Source organism: Gracilimonas halophila (assembly GCF_042684365.1).
Lineage (GTDB): Bacteria > Bacteroidota > Rhodothermia > Balneolales > Balneolaceae > Gracilimonas > Gracilimonas halophila.
Map to the genome: position 1 here is coordinate 221,619 of NZ_JBHULI010000022.1, position 20,760 is coordinate 242,378.

General features: G+C 40.8%; 17 protein-coding genes. 6 read left to right on the forward strand and 11 right to left on the reverse strand.

The genetic code is table 11. The annotated features are described in order from the left end of the window. Positions 1–2: 2 nt before the first annotated feature. From porV to ACFSVN_RS06070, 6 genes are all read right to left on the reverse strand, one after another. Positions 3–1,154, reverse strand: coding sequence for a type IX secretion system outer membrane channel protein PorV (gene porV / locus ACFSVN_RS06045; protein ID WP_390300046.1), 1,152 nt, complete (start codon positions 1,152–1,154; stop codon positions 3–5). A 50-nt stretch (positions 1,155–1,204) separates the two neighbouring features. Beyond that, entirely contained in the window at positions 1,205–5,110 is a 3,906-nt protein-coding gene (gene porU / locus ACFSVN_RS06050; protein ID WP_390300048.1) for a type IX secretion system sortase PorU, read from the reverse strand. A gap of 266 nt (positions 5,111–5,376) precedes the next feature. After that, a complete protein-coding gene (locus ACFSVN_RS06055; RefSeq protein WP_390300050.1) occupies positions 5,377–6,555 on the reverse strand; it encodes an acetyl-CoA C-acyltransferase in 1,179 nt (392 codons plus the stop codon). An 85-nt stretch (positions 6,556–6,640) separates the two neighbouring features. Continuing rightward, positions 6,641–7,777, reverse strand: coding sequence for a cystathionine gamma-synthase (locus tag ACFSVN_RS06060; RefSeq protein ID WP_390300052.1), 1,137 nt, complete (start codon positions 7,775–7,777; stop codon positions 6,641–6,643). A 2-nt stretch (positions 7,778–7,779) separates the two neighbouring features. Then, positions 7,780–8,967 (reverse strand): tetratricopeptide repeat protein, encoded by a 1,188-nt coding sequence (locus ACFSVN_RS06065; protein WP_390300054.1) that lies wholly within the window; start codon positions 8,965–8,967, stop codon positions 7,780–7,782. A 27-nt stretch (positions 8,968–8,994) separates the two neighbouring features. Further along, complete coding sequence (locus ACFSVN_RS06070; protein WP_390300056.1) at positions 8,995–10,311, reverse strand: tetratricopeptide repeat protein; 1,317 nt, start codon at positions 10,309–10,311, stop codon at positions 8,995–8,997. A 137-nt stretch (positions 10,312–10,448) separates the two neighbouring features. Between ACFSVN_RS06070 and ACFSVN_RS06075 the strand changes: the two genes are divergently transcribed. Then, entirely contained in the window at positions 10,449–10,826 is a 378-nt protein-coding gene (locus tag ACFSVN_RS06075) for a RidA family protein (RefSeq protein WP_390300058.1), read from the forward strand. 7 nt (positions 10,827–10,833) lie between these two features. On the opposite strand, the gene ACFSVN_RS06080 is transcribed toward ACFSVN_RS06075, so the two are convergent. From ACFSVN_RS06080 to rplU, 4 genes are all read right to left on the reverse strand, one after another. Then, positions 10,834–12,657 (reverse strand): M23 family metallopeptidase, encoded by a 1,824-nt coding sequence (locus ACFSVN_RS06080; RefSeq protein WP_390300060.1) that lies wholly within the window; start codon positions 12,655–12,657, stop codon positions 10,834–10,836. A 1-nt stretch (position 12,658) separates the two neighbouring features. Next, complete coding sequence (locus ACFSVN_RS06085; RefSeq protein WP_390300062.1) at positions 12,659–13,312, reverse strand: fumarylacetoacetate hydrolase family protein; 654 nt, start codon at positions 13,310–13,312, stop codon at positions 12,659–12,661. A 70-nt stretch (positions 13,313–13,382) separates the two neighbouring features. Further along, on the reverse strand, positions 13,383–13,640 hold the full coding sequence (rpmA, locus tag ACFSVN_RS06090) for a 50S ribosomal protein L27 (RefSeq protein WP_390300064.1): 258 nt from the start codon (positions 13,638–13,640) through the stop codon (positions 13,383–13,385). Positions 13,641–13,666: 26 nt separating this feature from the next. Beyond that, positions 13,667–14,185: a 50S ribosomal protein L21 gene (gene rplU, locus ACFSVN_RS06095; RefSeq protein ID WP_390300066.1), complete on the reverse strand. Its 519-nt coding sequence runs from the start codon at positions 14,183–14,185 to the stop codon at positions 13,667–13,669. A gap of 137 nt (positions 14,186–14,322) precedes the next feature. Here rplU and ACFSVN_RS06100 point away from each other — a divergent pair, with 137 nt between their 5' ends. After that, positions 14,323–14,559, forward strand: coding sequence for a hypothetical protein (locus tag ACFSVN_RS06100; protein WP_390300068.1), 237 nt, complete (start codon positions 14,323–14,325; stop codon positions 14,557–14,559). Positions 14,560–14,580: 21 nt separating this feature from the next. Here ACFSVN_RS06100 and lexA read toward each other — a convergent pair whose 3' ends face one another. Next, positions 14,581–15,237 (reverse strand): transcriptional repressor LexA, encoded by a 657-nt coding sequence (gene lexA / locus ACFSVN_RS06105; protein ID WP_390300070.1) that lies wholly within the window; start codon positions 15,235–15,237, stop codon positions 14,581–14,583. 80 nt (positions 15,238–15,317) lie between these two features. Between lexA and ACFSVN_RS06110 the strand changes: the two genes are divergently transcribed. The 4 genes from ACFSVN_RS06110 to ACFSVN_RS06125 all read left to right on the forward strand — a co-directional run bounded on the left by ACFSVN_RS06110 (position 15,318) and on the right by ACFSVN_RS06125 (position 20,755). Further along, entirely contained in the window at positions 15,318–17,321 is a 2,004-nt protein-coding gene (locus tag ACFSVN_RS06110) for a peptidylprolyl isomerase (RefSeq protein WP_390300072.1), read from the forward strand. Between the two features lie 136 nt (positions 17,322–17,457). After that, on the forward strand, positions 17,458–18,630 hold the full coding sequence (locus tag ACFSVN_RS06115; protein ID WP_390300074.1) for an acyl-CoA dehydrogenase family protein: 1,173 nt from the start codon (positions 17,458–17,460) through the stop codon (positions 18,628–18,630). Between the two features lie 336 nt (positions 18,631–18,966). Continuing rightward, positions 18,967–20,175 (forward strand): acyl-CoA dehydrogenase, encoded by a 1,209-nt coding sequence (locus tag ACFSVN_RS06120; protein WP_390300076.1) that lies wholly within the window; start codon positions 18,967–18,969, stop codon positions 20,173–20,175. A 79-nt stretch (positions 20,176–20,254) separates the two neighbouring features. Then, a complete protein-coding gene (locus ACFSVN_RS06125; RefSeq protein WP_390300078.1) occupies positions 20,255–20,755 on the forward strand; it encodes a DinB family protein in 501 nt (166 codons plus the stop codon). The last annotated feature ends 5 nt before the right edge of the window (positions 20,756–20,760 follow it).

The following is a 20,760-nucleotide window of genomic DNA, read 5'->3' on the forward strand; positions in this document are numbered from 1 at the left end:
TATTAAAAATCAATGAGCAAACTAAATCGCAAAGTATTTGCAAGTGGATGATCAGATTCAAGGGTTTTTATATAACTGAAATCAACCCCAAAAAAGTTGTAACGAAGTCCAGCTCCAAAGGTGATGTATTCACGATCACCGTTCTGAGGATCTTCAAAATAATATCCGCCGCGAAGGGCAAATTGATCTGCATACCAGTATTCGAGTCCTGCACCGATCATAAATTGCTGCATTAGGCCCACTTCAACAGTATTTGTACCATCAAACCTTTCAAAGCTGCTCCATGAGTTGAATAGAGCTTCTATAGGGCCTGAAGCAACCTGAGTAGTATCTACATTACCCTGTCCATCGCTGTTGTATACCGGCTTTGTACGTGCCATTATCTTGGAGATGTCGTTGGCTATGGTAATACGGTTAATACCTTCATCATCAAGGTCCAGATCAAAAGCCCATCCGAAACGGAGTAAGGTGGGAAGTGGGTCTTTTTGGGCGTTGTCAGTGTATTGGATACCCGGCCCCAGATTCGACAGGTTAGTACCAAAACTGAACTTTGCTTCACGTCCACCTATTTTAAAAGGATCAGTTTTATAGAGAAAAGACAGGTCAACAGCTACACTGCTACCCGGGTTTACCTGTTGGGCACTGATGGAAGTACCGCTTGCAAGGCTTGAGTAGATGACTCTCAAACTTGTTCCGGCTGCAAAATTATCACTGAATTTATGTCCATAGGAAGCACCAAATGCTACTTCATAACTATTAAATCGTGAAATTGGCTCAGGCCCGGTTTCATCAGTTACAACTTGCTCTCCCAGGTTTAGATACGTCAAATGAGCTCCTATTGTACCAATACCTTCTATATAATATGTGCCTACCACATAATCATAAAAAAGGTCATTAACGTTAAAGTTAGCCAACCAGTTAGAATGAGTAATACTGGCTTGATTTGTTCCATCCTGAAAAGCCAGCCCGGCCGGATTCCAGAATAAAGCAGAGGCATTATCCGCTATGGCAACCCCGGTGTTACCCATTCCGGCTCCACGGGAATCAGGTTCGATCTGAAGAAATGGTACCGCTGTTATGGCTACCTGGGCATTGGTAATAGCAGGTAAAAGAAATAAGAAACCTGCTGTAATTAGTGAAACTGTCCTTTTCATAGTGCTTAATTTTAGTATAAATATAAGTGATTCAACGTTAATTTACGATGTTATCGTATGATCACGAGCTTTTCGATTTGCTCGGTTGTTTGTCTTCCTTTCGGGGTATCTGTTGCAACCCGAAGCACATAAATATAAGTACCGTTACCCAGGCGATTATGATCCCGGTCACGGCCATCCCATGAAATACTGGCATATGAACTTGTAGTTATGAGTTGATTTTCAATTTGCTGAACCGGTTTTCCGCTTAGGGTAAATATCCTCACGGATACATCTAATGGATTGCCCGGTTGATTATGTTCGAAGGTGAAGCGGGTGACATTGTTCATCGGGTTAGGATAGTTATATACGTTTCTGACGCTTAACTCCTCACTTGATGCAACTTCAAAAAAGATCTCCTTTTCTGAAAAGTTGTTATGTACGTCCCACGCTCGAACTTTGAGGCTATAGCTGCCCTCGGGAAGTTCATCCAGAGGGTACTCGATACGCCCCCTTGTGTAATCATTAAGGCTGCCCTCATAAAAATCGTTGAGGACAAATGATTGTTGTGGTTTGGTATCGATAGTAGCAATTATCTCATGTCCTACTCCTGTTCCTGTAGTATTTATTCCGGATTGATCTTGTAATTCTATGATTAAATTCGGTGCACTGTTTACCAGGTTGCCGTTAACAAAACGTTGGTCGTTTAAAAAGATATCGAGCTCCGGACCCTTTCCGTCATCTTCGGCATCTTCATTGGTGCCGTTAAACCTGATCTTGGTGAATGAGCCTCCGGCTGTTTGTCCCTCACTGCCGGCAAAAGCAATGATCCTTCCTGTGCTATCTGAAAAACTGATGTCTTTTGGTACAATAAAAGTAGCACTGAACTGTCCGTTTTCAACAGCAGCTTTCCCCTTAAAAAGCACGTCATTTTCTACGGTATATTTGCAGTCGGTCAGGTAGCAATTGTCCTGTTGAACCCATTCTCTGTCTGAGGGTAGATTTACGGTTCGGTTTGCATCCATAACCGATATGGTTGTTTCTCCATTAAAAGAACTGAAGGCATTGCCATTCAGATCCTTAATTTCACCGGAAAGGGTAACCCGGTCTAAAGCTCGAATCGTCAAGATCGTATCTTGTCCTGATTCTATATAATCATTAATGGAAGTGATCTCAGACTTGTATTCCGGCAATCGAAATTTTGTAGCTGGGTCTCCGATCAAAATGAATTTCTTGCTGTTTCTGGTAGAGATGACCGTAGAACTATTGATCATAGTATTTTTAGTTTCCCGGTAGATATCTCCAAATCGCTTGGGTAAGGAGCCGGAACTTCTATCGACCAATTGCTGTGATAAAGCCACGTTCAATCCAAAATTGTTTCGTGCTGTAATTCCCTGACCTGTGTATACTACTCTCGTAGTTGTAAAGGCTGCGATCACCCCTCCATTATCAGCGAAGAACAATTGTTCAGCTCCGGATTGTGCATCAATATCATCATATCTTCCAAATTGACAGGTAGCTGTAATAAGTACAGCAAGTCGATCCCGGTTTGTTAAACTTGGGATATATTCACTACGGAATAGGTTCTCATCGGATAATGTTTGCTCATTTCCATGCCCTGAGTAATTTAATACCAGGGTTCCGTTGTTGAGTGTACTGATGAATTCTCTTGTAGCTTCAGGAACTTCTCTTCCTGCTCCGGTGATCTCTTCAGGGTAAGCGAATTCATAGATCTTCCTGAGACGGATACCCGGTTCAATGATATTCATTCGCTTTGCAGTCTCATCCGCATTTAACACGTGAAGGTCCCTATTGCGTTGCACATCAGGGAAATCATCATCAGCGGCAAAAGTAAAAAGGTTTTGCCATGAACCGGTATTTGAAGGGTTTTCGTAGGTCTTGATCTTTTGAATGGCAATGGCCGCTTCAGTTCGGGTTTGTGCTGAAATACGGCCGATCCCAATATCAAGTAAATGTGAATCAGGGGTTTCTCCGCTTCCATTAAGATCTAAGTTCCCTTCATTGTCATCAAGCAGTCCAAAAAAATCATCGGTTGCATAGGAAGCCGTACGGTGAAGTGATTCCTCGCTTTGGTATGTAACTATATGATTGGTAAAGCCGGTATTGATGATGCTTTTGTAATCGTAGATAGTATCCCCAAAAAGCAGCAAATATTTTGGAGGTTCTCGGTTATCAGAAAGAGCACGGTCGTATAGAAATTTCACATAATCCCGAATTGCAACAGGATCGGTTACCCCTCCTGAAAACTCATTCATTATTTGTTCCTGTGTTACTACTACAGGTGTTAATCCATCATTATTTGCTCTATAGGAAGCCAATTCCTGTGCATATTCCAGGAAATCAGCAGTAGTTACAATGATATAATCAGGATATTCTGAAACCGCACGGATATTTTGCTGTTCAATTGCTGCTCCCAGAGCAGGAGTTTGGAAATCTGACTGGGCGATGAACTGAAGATTATCTCCCGATCGATAGTTGAAGGTGAAATCACTTCCTGAATATGAGCCTGATAATAGTTTGGGAGAGGTTACATCAGTTACGTCCATCACCATTGGTTCACTGCTAAAACCTGTTAACTGATATTCAGCCAGTTCATTGGACGAGCCGTCTTCAGGAGAATAAAAATACAGAAAGTCATTCTCAGCAACGAGTTCGCGTTCGGCTGAAATTCTTATCCAGTCAAAATATCCATTAGACCCACTGGCATTGTGATTGTATGAAGCACGAACGTTGATCACTCCATTCTCAGGAGAGATATTTATGGTTTCAGAGAAAGTGCGTGCTATTCCGGCTCTGCCTTCACTGCTTGTATAAGATCCTGATTGAGGTAAAAAGAGATTAGTAACTTGTGCTTCGTTCATCTCAATTTGAAATGAAGCACTATTGGTAGACCTATTCACAAATTGGCCGGATATCTCAACAGGCCGGTTTTGAATAAGTCCGACCAAAGTATCGCTTAGAATGTCAATTAAAACACCGTTGGTTGAAGTATCAAAACGTTTTCCAAGCCAGTTTCTGCCTGATTTAAATCGCTCTTCAACTTTATAGAGCTCTTCTTCTTTCCATATAAAATCTTTGAACGATGATATTGAACGCGAAGGATCGAGATTATTATTAATTGCTGAAAGACGTTCTCCCTCTTCCGTTGCTACAGTTAAAAATACATAGTTGCGATCACTGTAAGGGTGAACATCATGAAAGTATGTACCATTGTCACGGGTCACTCTATCAGGATCGTTAGCATAAAAAATAACGCGGTCATTGGTATTGAACGAGCCGTCAGACTCACCTTCTACCAAGATAGGGATCTGAGTAAATACGGGTCTGGGTTCACTATTTTCCTCAGGAAGCTGATAACCGCCGGTTCCCCATATCTGTATGTCTCTAGGATCGATGGAACCCAGGTCAATACCTAATTCTTCAAGGTAATCAGCATCAAGTGCGTAAATGCTATTCTTTGTGATGGGAATTTTATGCCAAGTTCCCGTTTCAAATATTGCGGGCTGATTAGAGGTCAATCGTTGACGTTTTGGAGCGATCCGGTCTCCTTCTTTGTACACTCTGATCCTCATCCTCTCTAGAATTTTGGTTGAGTGCTCATTATATCGAGTAACGTTAATACTTAAGGCGCTAACCCGTAGTCCTTGAGATATGCCGGGGTCAGAAGTCTCAATTAAAGGAGCATGCCCACCTGAAAGTGACAACACATTGGCTTTGTCAGAAGGGACAACATCAGGAGAGGTGGCAACAACCTGATCAAGTATTTGGTACCGGATCGTATTTCCAGATACCGGGGCAGTAAGGCCGATAGGAGACATTATTTTGAGTTCAGGATTATTGAACTCATAGTCTGTAAAAGTATCTGTTTCTGCTACTACTTTCAGTTGTTGGGCTTGTGCAGCCTGAACAATTAATAAGCAAAGCAAACCACTAATAAAAAGCAGCTTGTTAAGCATATGAATGAATTATATTACAATGTGCGCGTTAGTAACGCTTAAAGTTTTGTAGCAGTATTTCTATATAGGATATAGCACTTCAAGTTAAAGTTGACCTGTTGAGATAAGTATAGAATAAGCTTTAAAGTTATATTTGATGAATAATTAGTAGCGTTAATCTATATAAAGTTTGGTCTGTTTTATAAGTTGGTACTATAATATGTTGGAGAAGTAATAATGTCAACAAAAAAAATAGGCTCGTTTAAAAACGAGCCTATTTAAGAAATTTAAAGCATTTCGAGAACAAGTGACGAGGCTCCACCGCCGCCATTGCAAATTCCGGCGCATCCGTATTTCCCTTGTGTTCTTCTAAGGGCATGAATAAGCGTTACGATGATCCGAGCACCTGAACAACCCAGTGGGTGTCCAATACTAACTGCTCCACCATGTATATTTACTTTTTCGGGATCTAACTCAAGTATCTGATTATTTGCTAGAGCAACTACAGAAAAGGCTTCATTGATCTCAAAAAGGTCTATGTCATTTTTTGTGAGCCCGGCTTTTTTAAGTGCGATTGGGATAGCATCAGATGGGGCGGTAGTAAACCACTCGGGAGCTTTTGCAGCGCTTGCATGGCTTAGGATCTTAGCCAAAGGTTTAAGTCCAAGTTCTTTGGCTTTCTCAGCACTCATTACTAAAACAGCGGCAGCTCCATCATTAATACTCGAGGCATTTGCGGCAGTTACAGTTCCTTCTTTGTCAAAAACCGGACGAAGTTGAGGGATTTTTTCAAAGCGGACTTTATCCAGCTCTTCGTCTTTAACTACTTCGGTAACATTCCCTTTTCTGTCTTTGACCTTCATCTTGATGACTTCGTCCTGAAAATAACCTTTCTCAGTGGCTTCAATAGCTCTTTTATAAGAGGTGATGGCATATTCATCCTGCTCTTCACGGCTTATATCGCACTCTCTCCCACACAAGTCACCGGCATTTCCCATCAGATAGTCATTATATACATCCCAAAGGCCATCCTTTACAATACCATCTTCAGCCTGTGTATGGCCGTATTTGGAACCGAAACGTTGCTTCGGTAAATAATAGGGTACATTACTCATGCTTTCCATTCCTCCGGCAACAATGATATCAGCTTCGCCTAACCGAATCTGGTCAGCTGCGATCATAATGGATTTCATCCCTGAGGCGCACACTTTATTTACAGTAGTAGCTGGAGTGCGTTGATTAAGTCCGGCCTTTAATGCAGCTTGTCGGGCTGGAGCTTGTCCAACACCGGCAGAAAGCACATTACCCATAAGAACTTCCTGAACATCATCAGCTTTTATACCCCCGGCTTTAACAGCCTCAAGGATTGCTGAAGCTCCAAGTTCCGGAGCTGTAAATGATGAGAGGCTTCCGCCAAATGCCCCCATTGGAGTTCGTTTTGCAGATACTATTACTACGTCTCGCATGATAGAAAATGATTTAAATTAGAAATTCTGAAAGCGCTTTATATAAAGGTTAAAAATACTAAAGCGCTGTGAATGATGGAAGATGTTAAAATGCCTGCGCCAAGTCTTCAATAAGATCGTCAGAGTCTTCAATTCCAACCGAGATCCTGATCAGGGAATCCTTTAATCCCGCTTTTTCTCTAACGTCCTTTGGAATAGAGCCATGTGTCATAGAGGCAGGGTGACTGATCAGGGATTCGACACCGCCTAAACTTTCGGCAAGTGTAAAGACCTTGGTGTTGCTCATGAATTTTACAGCTGCTTCAATGGAATCATCTTTTAGTGTAAAAGAAAGCATGGCTCCAAAGTCATCCATCTGTTTTTTAGCCAGTTCGTGTTGAGGGTGTGAAGGCAATCCCGGATATAAAACGGATGCGGCCTCATCATGTTCTTCAAGAAATTTCGCTATCACTTTAGCATTATCCACGGAACGTTGCACACGTACGCTAAGAGTTTTGATACCTCTTAAGGTCAAATAACAGTCCATAGGGCCTGGTACAGCACCGGAGGTTTTAGTTTGAAACCTGAGGTTTTCCATGATCTCTTTGTTAGAGCTTGCCACAGCACCATGAATAACATCCGAATGTCCGGCTAAATATTTTGTAGCAGAGTGGAGAACTGCATCAGCCCCAAGTTCCAATGGTCGTTGCAAGTATGGTGAAGCAAAAGTATTGTCTACAACAGTAAGGATGTCTTTGGGTTTAGCAATTCCAACTAAAGCCTTAATATCGACCACCCTAAGTAATGGGTTAGTCGGTGTTTCGATCCACATCAGCTTTGTTTTATCTGTAATGGCATCCTCAACTTTGGCAAGGTCAGTCATATCCACAAAAGTAAAATCGATTCCGTAAGGTTCAAATACTTTAGTAAATAATCGATATGAGCCACCGTAAAGATCATTCGTAGTAACCACATGATCACCCGGGCGAAGCATCTTCATCAAGGCGTCCATTGCGGCTACACCACTTGAAAAACAAGCAGCCTCATCAGCACCTTCCAATCCGGCGATCATTTTTTCCAGTGCGGTTCGGGTAGGATTTCCTACCCGGGCATAATCATACCCCTGATGCTTATTAGGAGCTTCCTGGGCGTAAGTGGAAGTTTGAAAAATAGGAGGCATGACCGCACCTGAAGTTTCTTCAGGTTTCTGGCCGGCATGAATAGTCTTTGTATTAAATTTCATACTTAGTTTGAGGAGGAGGTTTGACGTTCTTTGAGTTGATTCAATACATCGAGCCGGTTTGTATATTCTTGATTATTTGGATCGATGTTAATAAGCCTTTCGTAGTAATCAATGGCAAAGTCGATGAGTGTAAAAGCTTTATTTCGCATTGCTTCTTTATCTTCATCAGAGGCCAGATCTTGCAAAGACAGGTATTGTGCTGAAAGATTGTTATAGAAAACGGCAAGACTTTCCAGATACTCAACATTTGAAGTATCTCTTTTAAAAGCCTCGATAAGTTGCTCCTCAGCACTTTCACCCATTCCCTCAGCTTCAAGCATGATTTGTTCTGCTAAAGTAGAATTGTTGTTATTGTAAGCTGTTTTCAGGTCTTGTAAGATCTGTGAGGTAATCTCATACAGTTGAGTTCCATACACGTTTCTGAGATCAGCATTGTCCGGATTTTCTTCAACTAAAGGTTCTAAGATGTCAATGGCACTTTCACTGTCACCATTGGAGATGTAAGCGTTAACAAGTCCAAAAGCCAGGTTAAGATCTTCTGAAATATCCGTATTCGCCAACTCATAATATTGAGCTGCTTCTGAAGGGTTACCAATTTCAAGATATAGATAGCCGAGGTTCTCATATAAGTCTGCTGAAGGATCTTCTGCGTAACTTAAGGCTGTTTCAAGACTATTGATCGCATCATCTATGTTACCGAGATTGAATTGGGTAACAGACAGATTACGGTATGTGCTTATGGCATCATTCCTAAGAATAAGAGCATTCCGGAAGTGGATCTGAGCCTGTGTATATCTATTCGATATAGAAGTATTGTCAGATACTTGAAGACCTGCATTATGCTCGTCTTTCCAGTATTGCTGACGAAGGCTGTCGATAGTTGAACTTTGTGCCTGATCTGCATCGTACTCTATGGCAGACTCAAAGTCATTGGAAATATCAGTATAAAACTCAGCTCTTTGCTCGGGGTCAGCATCTTTTGCCAAAGCGGCATTTATCTGAGCTCTTTGTATATATAATTGTGGTTGGTTAGGATCTTCCGATAAGCGGGAGTCGATCTCTTCCATTGCCTGTTGATAATTATTATTTGCAAGCAGTTCATCTATGTTAACCTGAGATGTTCCACAAGAATAAAAAAAACCGGCCACAAGTAGTAAGCCTGTAAGCCGGGTAAAATTTGAAATAGTCATATTTTAATTTTTAGGTGAAAAAGGCAATTACATTCCTGCTTTTTCAATTGCTTCTTCGTATTTGTCTTGCATGTCAAGTGTAATGTAAACATTTGCCAGACTTTGCCATGCATTTCTATTTTCGGGATTTAACTCAACCGTTTTTTCATAATTTTCCATCGCCATTCTGTATAACTCTTTGGCCTGCTGGTCAAGACGATTTACCTCATCCATATCATCAGAATAATTTCTTTGGCTAAAAAGGATAGCGCCCTTATTCTGATATAGTACGCCTAATGCATTGTAAGCATTTTCATCATTAGGTCTGAGTTCGATCGTAGTTTTCAGTTCACTTTCCGCAAGTGAATTTAGCTCATCAATTTCTTCAATATTGGCCTGAATTTGGCTCTCTAGTTCTTCTATTTGACTTTCGATCTCACTTGCTTCACTTCCGGATGCATTTCTTAGATCATCTCTAAGATCATAAATGTCATCATACAGGTCAGAAACCGCAACGGTCATTTCTTCGGTTTCAGATAGTAAAGCAGTTCCCAACACAAGGTGGTATTGAGGGTTTTGCGGATCTCTGTCTACGAGGTCATTTAGAGTAGAGATAGCCATCTCAGTATTACCGGAGATCATATAGCCATCCGCTAATTTTTGAACCAGGCTTATTGTGTCAGGGTAAATTTCTAGGCCTTCTTTTAAAATTTCTATCGCATTTTCAGTGTCCTGAGCCTGAGAATAGTAGTAGCCTGCTCTGTCATAATCTTCAGCAGGAGCAGGGTCTTTAAGCTCCATTGACTGTGTGAGAACTTCCGCAGCTTGCTCAAAATTATTATCCATGAAATGGATCTGAGAAAGTACATCATAAGAGAGTGTACTGTCAGGGTTGATGATGATTGCATTCTCCAGGTGTGCAACAGCAATTTTAAGTGGTTCATCCACGGAAGCCATTACACTGTCATTTGTCGCATAATCTAAAGAGGCATTATGCTCATAACCCCAGGTATTGAGTACCAGATCGTTAACCTGACCGGCTTCAGCAGGTTTTTCTTCTGCATTAGCAAAAAGTTCTCTGGAAGTAAGAATTGATTCTCTGAAATTTCGGTAAACCGGCTTTCTGTCACTTACAGGCTGTACAGTGCGACCTTCCTGAGAGTAAGCAAGCGCCATATAATAATGGCCAACTCCACTCTCGGGGTTTTGTGCAATGTATCTATCCAGACTGGCGTATGCACTGTCAAAGTTTTGCGCGTAAATATTTAGTTGTGCCTCATCTATGACAGGATCGGTGGTTTCACACCCTGTTAAAATCCCAAAGAAAAGGAAAACGGGAATCAAATTTCTAAGTAGCTTTTTCATTTTGTATATAGATTGAATTTGGTTGTAATCAGAACAAATTTATATGTTATCGAAAATAAACATATGTGTTGCTTTCTGCAATTTATTAGAATACTTGCAATTGCATCCTAATTTAAAACTAACGTAAAGAGAATTTCATGAAAAAAATACACTCTACAAGTAAAGCTCCTGCTGCAATAGGGCCTTATAGCCAGGCAACATCACATAACGGTATACTTTATTGTTCAGGCCAAATTCCTTTAGATCCCGAGACCATGGAGATGGTTGGGGAGAATGCCGCTGAGCAAGCTGAGCAAGTAATGAAAAACCTGGAGGCTGTATTGGTTGAGTCCGGAATTGGCTTTTCTAATGTTCTGAAATGCACCATATTTCTACAGGATATGGCAGATTTTGCAGCTGTAAATGAAGTATATGGAGCTCGATTCGAAAATGATCCTCCTGCCAGAGAAACAGTGGCTGTTAAAACTCTGCCCAAGAATGTACTTGTTGAAATTAGCTGTATAGCTTACTTGTAAATAAATTTTAAAAGCCGGGAATTCGATGTTCTTCTGAGAACGATGTGCTGTTTCCGGCTTTATCTTCTACTTTTATTTCAACAGTATTTATTTCTTCCGGGATAAAATCCGGGTGATAGTAGATGAGCAATTCTTCTTCATAATCATATTCAGCAATTCCCCGAATTCCGTTTATGACAAAAAGAGCTGAACTGGATTGTATTCCGGTGAGATCATCTTTTAAGTGTAATTTTGCCAGCCACTTACCGTAATCTGTTTTGTAAAAACTCAAATCAGAAATTTTTGGGGCTTCATTGTCGGGCTTTATTACAAATTCTCCCAATTCAGAAGGGTAGGCATGAACTGTACGACCTCTTAACTCAGAATCTACGTAGGATAGTTTTTCCCGCGATCTGTTTTTTCTGAAAAGGCGATAATTATTATCAGGCTCGAAAATTTCATCCAAATAAAAACTCAGATGGAAATTTGAGCGCATAGCAAGCATTTCAGGTTGAATGGACAGATGTACTTGCTCATCAATAATAGAAAAGGATGAAGCCACAGTTAGCGTATCGAAAAAACCATATTCTTTAAACCGAAGTGATAATTGTCTGTTTGGAGTGTCAATTTTCTCAGATTTCGCCGTCACTATGCGTGAAAAATGAGTATCGGGCATTGAGTCATTTCTCAAAATTATTTGAGACTCAGTCCACTTAATACCATTGAGATCTTTAGTCAGGTCAATCGTACTGTTCAGGTCCGGAGACGCCCAGTCTTCATGCCAATACCATTCTTGTAAGGGCAGACGCTGTGTTTTGAGCGTTGACTTTGACAGGGTATCAGGAGTGATTGTAAGAGTTGCGGTTGCCGTGTTCCCAAAAAAATCTGTAGCAACAATTGTGTATTCCTGCGAGCTCTCAGGAGCTTTTATTTGAGCATCCGGCTTTTGAATTAGATAAAAAGGATTGCTGTTCCCTTCTTTCCCATAAAGTCGCTGATGACCTCGTCTGTCTGAACCGAAAGGAGCTATTCTATCTAAGAACATTTCCTGCTCATTCTTAAAGGTAAATTTCCTTAATTCTTGATAAAATAAAGTATCTGCTTCATGTAGAAGGGCCAGGGAATACACTGCATATGCATTATAAACATCGTTTGCCTGATCGTAAACGTTTACGGCAAGTCCCGCTTCTCCTGTTAATTTTATTTCACCAAAGTCATATATGCCATCTTTTCTTTGAGACCTGACTTGTTTTGAAACCGGTTTACCGTTTATCCGGCTTTTTTTAGAAAGCGGTTCAACAATGAGTGTTGAAAAAACAGGCGGAATATTGTCTTTGACTTCTAAATTCGTTGTTAGGGCATTGACAGGATTCTGTAAAGAATCACGCACTTCAAAGTGCAGATGGGGTGGCCCAATTCCGGTTGAACCTGTATAGCCAATTATATCTCCTTGTTTAACTTCAATAGCATGATCTTCAAAGGTTTCATCCATTTCAAATGAATGATCAGTCATTCTTATGGAATCTGCAAGAGCCTGAAATTTATCATTAAAGCGCTGAAGATGTGCATAAACGGTATATGTATTGTCCGGATGTTTCAGATATATAGCTTTCCCATATCCTCGTTCCGTTATCAATAATCGATAAAGTTTCCCTTCTCTTGAGGCGAAAACCCGATATCCTTCTCGTCCCCAGGTTTTGATATCCAATCCTGCATGGAAATGAGCGGATCTGGTCTCTCCAAAGGTAGAGCTGAGGTATTGACCGGAATCAGTTGGCCATAGATATTCCTGGGCCTGAAGAGTTTGAGGAAGGAAGGTTAATGAAAATGCTATAAGTAAAAAAAGCCGCAAATTACTTGATGTTCACGGTTAATGATTTAATTCCGTTATTCAGGAGAACTTCGAGTTTATCTCCGGACTGAACTGCTCCGACACCTTCAGGAGTACCGGTAAAAATCAGGTCACCTGGATGAAGAGTATAGATTTGGGATAAAAATGTAATCAGATTTGGGATCGGGAAGATCATTTCTGAAGAATTTCCATGTTGCTTCACAAAACCATTCTGGAAAAGTTTAAGATCCATATTGTTTATATCCTCAATTTCAGATGAAGGAAGGAATTCACTTATGGGTGCAAAATCATCAAAACCCTTTGCTATAGACCACGGATGACCTTGTTTCTTTGCAATAGCCTGAATATCTCGAGCCGTAAAATCTATGCCAACTCCATACCCTGCAATGTGGTCTTCAGCATTACTTTGTGAAATATTCTTACCGGATTTTGATATGGCAACCACGATCTCACCTTCAAAATGAACATCATTGCTTTGAGACGGGATTGATATCGTTGAATCACTATAGCAGATAGTGCCAAGTGGTTTTAAAAAGACAAGTGGCATTTTAGGGATCGGGCTCCCCATCTCTTTTGCATGTTGGGCATAATTCCTGCCTATGCAATAAATATTGCGAACAGGGAGTTCAAGTCCGGGAATCTGTGGGTTACGCATAATGAAAGATATAAAAAAAGCCCCGCACATAAACTATGTGCGGGGCTTTAATTTCTTAAATAAAAGTGGATCAGTTTACAGGATCTACATTTACGTGCTTACGACCGCCTGAGCGTACTGCAAAATTTACGGTACCATCGGCTGTTGCAAAAAGGGTATCGTCACCACCGCGTTTTACATTGAGTCCAGGGTGGAATTTAGTACCACGCTGGCGAACAATGATTCCTCCGGCGCGAACAAATTCACCACCGAACTTTTTAACTCCCAACATTTTTGGGTTTGAATCGCGACCGTTTCTTGTAGAACCTTGACCTTTCTTATGTGCCATAACAGTAAGGGTTTAGTAATGAAAAATTATTTTAAAGCGTCAATTAGTTCAGCTTTTCTCAAGCTGGAGTAGCCGGTAAGACCTTTTTCTTTTGCAAGGTCTTTAAGTTCAGCAACTGTCATTGAATTTAGATCTGTGGTTGCTTCTTCTTTTTTAGCAACTGCTTTTTTCTCTTCAGTTTTTTTGGCTGAAGTATCCTCTTTTTTAGCAGCTTTCTTCTTGGAAGAAGAACCGGAGGCAGAAATGCCTTCAATTTGAATTTGAGACATCACCTGGCGATGTCCGTTCAATTTTTGATAACCTTTGCGACGTTTTTTCTTAAACACTAATACTTTATCAGCTTTCACAGTGTCCAGAATAGTGGCGGAAACTTCTGCTCCTTCAACAACCGGAGTCCCAACATTCACATTTCCGTTCTCATCTTTTATCAGCAACACTTTATCAAATGTAAGCTTATTATCTTCGGCGTTTTGTTTGTCAACAAACAGCACGTCGTTTTCTGCTACTTTGTATTGGTGTCCGCCGATTTCAACTATAGCGTACATAATTGTTAATTTCTTTCTTTTGCGTTTAATTCAGAGCTTGAAAAGATAAGGGTTACTTCGTACAAAACAAAGCAAATATGTACTGATTAATTCAGAAACTTCACTTAAATTAAGGGAAAGCAAATTTATCGGAGATCATGAAAAAATTACCATCTTTACACGAACAAGCATTCAAATATAAAAATACCAAGAGACTACAGCATGACGGTGGCCGTGCCTGGATCAAAGATTCTCAGCTTCATGAGGCCAGAAAAGATGCAAACGGACGTTTTTTGACGATAGCAAATGAGCTAAAAGTACCGCTCAAGAAAACAACGATCTCTTCCGACAAAGACTTGCCGTCTCATCTTCCTGATAATTCACCATTACCCTAACAGGTATTTGGAAGGGGTGATTTAAGCCACTTTCGGCACAGCCCGTTGAAATCCTTGTCGGTTTACATGTCCAATGTATTTGCCAATTATGCGGACTTCTTCGAAAACGTCCGGCTCAATGAATATATCATCATATTCGGGATTGGCAGGTTCAAGTCTTAATCCATTATCGTCCCAATAGATCTTTTTAAGACTTGTTTCCCCATCATATAATACTGCGCCGATATCTCCATTTTTTACGTCTGTATCCATTAACAGAACGAAATCACCATCGTAGATACCTACATCCTTCATACTGAATCCTGTAACCCTCAGGGCAAACAGATCATCAAGATCAGGAAACAATGTATCCATTGTAATACTGCCAAGGTTGGCTTCAATGGCTTCCTGAAGAGAGCCTGCTGCAATTAGACCGCGAATTGGAATACCTTCGGTTTCTTCAGTTTCGCCAAGTAAGCTTTTTTTCTCAGCAGGAAGGTCATATTCTTCATCATCACGTTTCACTAAATAGCCTTTTTTAAGTAACGCCTGTATATTTTGGGTTACGCTGTTGGGCGATGCATACCCAAAATGGTCTGCGATCTCACGATAAGTTGGCCATACTTCATGTTCTTTTTTGTAGTCCACGATGTAGGTGAAAAATTCGTGCTGTTTACGTGTTAAATGTGCATTATCCATGGCAGTATCTATTTAATGTAAAATATATGTGTAATAAAAGGAGTTTGTGAATGAAGTTCAATAGTAAATGTGTAAAAGATATGTACAAGCTAATTATTGCCGGTACACTCTTATTAGTCGTTGTTTCCTGCAACAGAGAAACAGCCTATTCTAAATTACTTACGGATGAGTATCCCGAACTTTATACTTTTGTATTCGAACGAAATGCCGATTCCCTTTTATCATATACGGAACATTCCAATTCATTTATCAGACAACAAGCCTGGAGAGGGCTGATAAGTACCCGGGTGCAGAATATTGATGAGATGATCACCAAGGTTCAGTATGATAATTCAAGTCAGGCATGGACTGCTTTAAGTAACCAACAACTGAATGACGGACAACTCTCGCGATTACATGATCTGTGGGATACAAGGTCAATAATGAGAAATGGGATCAGTTTGGTTTTGGGAAAGCAGGGGAATCAAAGTTCGTTGGATTACCTGGTACGCAATTTTGAAGGATTCATGGACTCAAGTCATGAGTATGAAACCGCTTTGACTATTTCCAGGTTAATGATGAATTATGAGTTAAGAGAAACTACAAAGAGAAGTCTATTGAGATATGCGGCCGTCCTTGATGAACCGGATTTATTTCAGGCCTATTTTTACGGGATATACCGGTCCCGTTCAGGTGTTGAAAGTGATGAAATGAGAAACATACTCTGGGAAACCTATGAGTGGACTGCTCATTCGGCCATAAAGCAATATTCGGCAAGAATTCTGTTTAATACCGATTCAGAATGGTTCTTCAACCGCCTTGATATAGAACCTGTTGATACCATGAATCCCCAATTAGCTATCGAATTAGCCCAACATTCCGGTATGATTGATTGGAACGAGAAGCTTAGTGACTTCTACAGCAAGCTTCTTGAGCATAAGAACACAATGGTGAATGAAGCAGCTCTAAATGAAATTGAGAATCATTCAGAAAAACCGGGATCATTTGATAAAAAGATCATAGAAAAGATCATCAATAATGAAGAAAAAGAAGCGTCGATTCGGTTATCAGGTATTCAATCCCTGAGCAGCTCTTCCGAATTTCTGGAATTGGGTAGCTCACTTGCAGACGGTAATGAATATTTATCTGCAAAAAAATTGAACATCTATCAGCGGGAAATGGAAGCTGATGAATATCTGAGAGTCTTGGAAGACCATGTTTCTTCAGCGAATACCATTATTTCAGCACTATCTATACAAGCGTTATCCGGCTGGTGGTCCGATTTAGGCGAAGACCAAAAAAACGCTGAACAAATTGAGCGCATTCGATCATTACTATTTGATATTCTTGAGCGTCAGGATCCTGTGCTTACCTATCAAACCCTAAGGGTGTTTTCAACCACCGGCCTTCTTGAATCAGAAGACCTTGAAGAGTTTTTGAGTCTGGTTTCAGACTATGATCCGTTAAAGGATACAGAAGTATTTCAGGTGTTAGGAGATCTGCTTATGGAATATTTTAAGGAAGAGGGAAAAAGTGTAGTAACGGAGTTGGCTCAGAACGGCAATTATGAGTTGAATAATGCTTTCCGAGATCAGGGTTGGGAAGTTGACGTGCAGGAGCAACCCAAGGAATTCAGGGCTCCAAACTGGGAACGACTTGGGGCAATGGGATATGAACCTGTCTGGGTACTTGAAACTGAAAAAGGAGATATCAGAATCAAAATGGATGTTTTGGCAGCGCCTGCTACCATTTCGGGATTAGACAGTCTTACCCGGGCCGGTGCATTCGATAGCGTTGCGTTTCACCGTGTTGTGCCTAATTTCGTGATTCAGGGTGGGGATATTGATACCGGACTTGGTTGGGGCGGTCCGGACTACACCGTTCCTACCGAAGCTTCTGAGAAAGAGTATAGAAGAGGAATGGCAGGAATGGCAAGAACCAATATTGATACTGAAGGAAGTCAGTTTTTTGTTATGCACCAATGGAAGCCTCACTTAAATGCCGGATATACTATTATAGGAGAAGTAGTCGCGGGGATGGAGGTTGTGGACCGGATATTGTACGGGGACAAGGTTTTGAGAGGTTATTGGCTGGAAACTGAGTAGGGTGTTATTTTTCATCTGACATAGATGTTCTAATTGTGTAGGCAATTTTTACACACTTATGAACGATATTAAATAAACAAACCGTTATCTTGGAAGCGTTTCCAACAAAGAATTTTAAATACATAGCATTACTAAGATGGATACTGTTTTAGACCGAGAATTATCATTTGAGCTTACGGACGATCAAAAAATGATCCGTGACAGCGTTAAAGAATTTGTAGAACGTAACGTGGCACCTACCGTCATGGAGAGAGACAATACTAAAGAATTTCCGCACGAGATCGTAAAGCAGCTTGGGGATTTGGGCATGCTGGGAATTTATCATGAAGAACAATATGGCGGCGGTGGTTTTGATGTGGTCAGTTTCTGTCTCGTACTTGAAGAGATCGCACGTTGGGATGCTTCATTGGCGTTGACAGTAGCCTCACATACTTCACTTGGAACCGGACATATTGCTTTGGCCGGGAACCATGAACAGAAATTAAAATACATGCCTGAATTAACTTCAGGAGAAAAATTGGCAGCGTGGTGTTTAACAGAGCCCGGTTCAGGAAGTGACGCTTCAGGGATGAAAACAACCGCTATCAAAGATGGTGATAAATATATTTTGAACGGGTCCAAGATCTTCATTACTCAGGGCTCAGTGGGAGATACCTATGTAGTACTTGCCAAAACAGATCCGGAGCTAGGCACCAAAGGAATTTCAGCCTTTATTGTAGAACGCGAATGGGATGGGGTAAAACCAGGTCCGGGAATGCATAAACTGGGGATGAATTCTTCGGACACTACCGAAGTCGTTTTTGAGAATGTGGAAGTGCCGGTCGAAAATTTACTCGGAGATGAAGGAAAGGGATTTGTAGATACCATGAAGGTATTGGATGGTGGCCGTGTTGGTATTGCAGCTCTTTCAGTTGGGATAGCAAGGGGTGCACTGGAAGAATCCCTGAAATATTCCATGGAAAGGAAACAGTTTGGTACTGCAATCGGTAATTTTCAGTATATGGAAGGGAAAATGGTGGATATGGCAACTGAAATTGATGCGGCCCGATTACTCGTACTCAGGGCAGCCTGGCTCAAGGATAATGGAAAGCCTTACACTACCGAAGCCTCTATGGCTAAATTGTTTGCCTCTGAACTTTCTGTTCGGGCTGCACTCGATGCTATTCAAATTCACGGCGGTTACGGTTATACTAAGGAATATCACGTTGAAAGATTTTTACGAGATTCCAAGTTAATGACCATTGGTGAAGGAACTACTGAAGTACAGCGACTAATCATTGCACGAGAGCTAAAAAAGAATCTTGTGTAATTGATAATATATTTTATTGTTGGAAACCCGAAAGTCTGTAACTCATTGAGTTGCAGACTTTTTTATTATATCCGTTTTTTATTTATTTAGAATATTACAAGGTTCAGGAATGATGATGATTTTTAAAGAAGGATCATAAAGTAGCATACTTTTTCTGGTGCTTGTTTTTACAGAGGATGTATTTACTTGCGATTCCCTTGATCCATACTCATCTTAAAACAATAAAAGTTACATTTCAGGAATGAAGAAGATCAGATTCATCTGATAATTTCATTTCTCTCTTAATTCATTTTCCGTACTATTCATCAAAATAAATTCAGAAAATTAGTTTCAGTCATGGCAAAAAATCTATTTAATATCGACGATGCATATCTCTTTGAATCGGAATTAAATGAGGAAGACCGCCTCATTATGGAAACGGCTCGAGATTATGCGCAAAGCAAGCTCGAGCCCCGTGCACTAAAAGGAAATACCGAAGAATACTTTGATCAAAGTATAGCCCGTGAAATGGGAGAAATGGGATTACTTGGTGTTACGATTCTGGAAGAATACGGTGGATCAGAAGCAAGCTATACGGCTTATGGCTTGATCGCCAGGGAAGTGGAAAGAGTAGACTCAGGCTACCGATCGTTCATGAGTGTCCAATCGTCATTGGTGATGTACCCCATTTCAGAGTTTGGAACTGAAGAACAAAAGGAAAAATTTCTTCCCAAGCTTGCGAGCGGGGAAATGATAGGTTGCTTTGGATTGACTGAGCCTGACCATGGTTCTGATCCCGGTTCTATGGTTACCACGGCTGTTAAAACAGATGGCGGATGGAAATTGAACGGAGCCAAAATGTGGATCACCAATTCTCCTATTGCGGATCTTGCAGTAGTCTGGGCAAAGGCGAAAGAGGATCCTAAAGAAGAAGGGGTAATTCGTGGATTTCTGGTTGAGAAGGGAATGAAAGGTTTCTCGGCTCCTCATACCAAATACAAAATGAGTCTTCGTGCCTCCGAAACCGGAGAATTGGTTTTTGATGATGTATTTGTTCCGGATGAAAATGTATTTCCTGATATAAAAGGATTGAAAGGTCCGTTCATGTGCTTAAACTCAGCCCGATATGGAATTGCATGGGGAACTGTTGGAGCTGCTGAGTTTTGTTATCAAAGAGCACGTCAATACGTATTAGACCGAAAGCAGTTTGGCAAACCGTTGGCTGCAAATCAGTTGATACAGACCAAACTTGCAAATATGCTTACCGACATAACCGCGATGCAGATGTTGGTACTTCGACTTGGAAATCTAAAAGATGAGGGACGTGATCATCCTTCTATGACATCTCTTGCCAAACGAAACAACTGTGGAAAAGCCCTTGAGATCGCCAGGATATCTCGTGATATGCACGGTGGGAATGGTATTGTTGGTGAATACCGTGTGATACATCATGTTATGAACCTGGAGTCTGTTAATACCTATGAAGGCACCTATGATATTCACGGACTTATCTTAGGTCGTGAGATCACAGGTATACAGTCATTTACTCCTAAAGGGAATGATTAGTCGCTAAGTTGAGAATTTATTTACTGAAATTATCTTTTCATTCATTTACCTTGAGCAGGCACTTTCCATATAAGGATGCATGGATCTAAAAATTAAGCTTGAAGAAAATACAGAATTACTGATCGAGACCGTTTCTGAGGTCCCTGAGTCAAAATTTAATCTCAAGCCGAAAGAAGAAGACTGGTCGGTCGCTGATGTGGTCGAACATTTGTATCGCTCTGAATTCGGCATTCCAAAGTTGTTTCAGGGAGAGACTCAAAAGGAAATTGATCGCGCACCGGATGCTTTTGTAGAGAAAATGGAAAAGCGATTTTTGCAATCTGACCGAAAAATGAAAGCATCAGGTGTCATCCTTCCATCGGATGAAGAAAAATCAAAAGAGGAACTCATTGCAAAATTTCAACAGAACCGTAGAGCGGTCATTGAACTGATCGAAAAACTGGATACTGATGAATTATGCCTTTCTTTCGAACATCCATTGTTCGGATATTTAACGAGGCAGGAGTGGGCACATTTTAATATCATCCATACCCAGAGGCACCTGGGACAGATACAAAGAATTCTAACTCAGCTAAATTAAATGTG

Excerpts from the sequence above, each read along its gene's own strand:
- lexA (WP_390300070.1), bottom strand. The coding sequence starts at position 15,237 with ATGGATAATGCACATTTAACACGTAAACAGCACGAATTTTTCACCTAC.
- porU (WP_390300048.1), bottom strand. The coding sequence starts at position 5,110 with ATGCTTAACAAGCTGCTTTTTATTAGTGGTTTGCTTTGCTTATTAATT.
- ACFSVN_RS06110 (WP_390300072.1), top strand. The coding sequence starts at position 15,318 with ATGTACAAGCTAATTATTGCCGGTACACTCTTATTAGTCGTTGTTTCC.
- ACFSVN_RS06115 (WP_390300074.1), top strand. The coding sequence starts at position 17,458 with ATGGATACTGTTTTAGACCGAGAATTATCATTTGAGCTTACGGACGAT.
- ACFSVN_RS06075 (WP_390300058.1), top strand. The coding sequence starts at position 10,449 with ATGAAAAAAATACACTCTACAAGTAAAGCTCCTGCTGCAATAGGGCCT.
- ACFSVN_RS06100 (WP_390300068.1), top strand. The coding sequence starts at position 14,323 with ATGAAAAAATTACCATCTTTACACGAACAAGCATTCAAATATAAAAAT.
- ACFSVN_RS06060 (WP_390300052.1), bottom strand. The coding sequence starts at position 7,777 with ATGAAATTTAATACAAAGACTATTCATGCCGGCCAGAAACCTGAAGAA.
- rplU (WP_390300066.1), bottom strand. The coding sequence starts at position 14,185 with ATGTACGCTATAGTTGAAATCGGCGGACACCAATACAAAGTAGCAGAA.
- ACFSVN_RS06055 (WP_390300050.1), bottom strand. The coding sequence starts at position 6,555 with ATGCGAGACGTAGTAATAGTATCTGCAAAACGAACTCCAATGGGGGCA.
- ACFSVN_RS06065 (WP_390300054.1), bottom strand. The coding sequence starts at position 8,967 with ATGACTATTTCAAATTTTACCCGGCTTACAGGCTTACTACTTGTGGCC.
- ACFSVN_RS06085 (WP_390300062.1), bottom strand. The coding sequence starts at position 13,312 with ATGCGTAACCCACAGATTCCCGGACTTGAACTCCCTGTTCGCAATATT.
- ACFSVN_RS06070 (WP_390300056.1), bottom strand. The coding sequence starts at position 10,311 with ATGAAAAAGCTACTTAGAAATTTGATTCCCGTTTTCCTTTTCTTTGGG.
- rpmA (WP_390300064.1), bottom strand. The coding sequence starts at position 13,640 with ATGGCACATAAGAAAGGTCAAGGTTCTACAAGAAACGGTCGCGATTCA.
- ACFSVN_RS06125 (WP_390300078.1), top strand. The coding sequence starts at position 20,255 with ATGGATCTAAAAATTAAGCTTGAAGAAAATACAGAATTACTGATCGAG.
- porV (WP_390300046.1), bottom strand. The coding sequence starts at position 1,154 with ATGAAAAGGACAGTTTCACTAATTACAGCAGGTTTCTTATTTCTTTTA.
- ACFSVN_RS06120 (WP_390300076.1), top strand. The coding sequence starts at position 18,967 with ATGGCAAAAAATCTATTTAATATCGACGATGCATATCTCTTTGAATCG.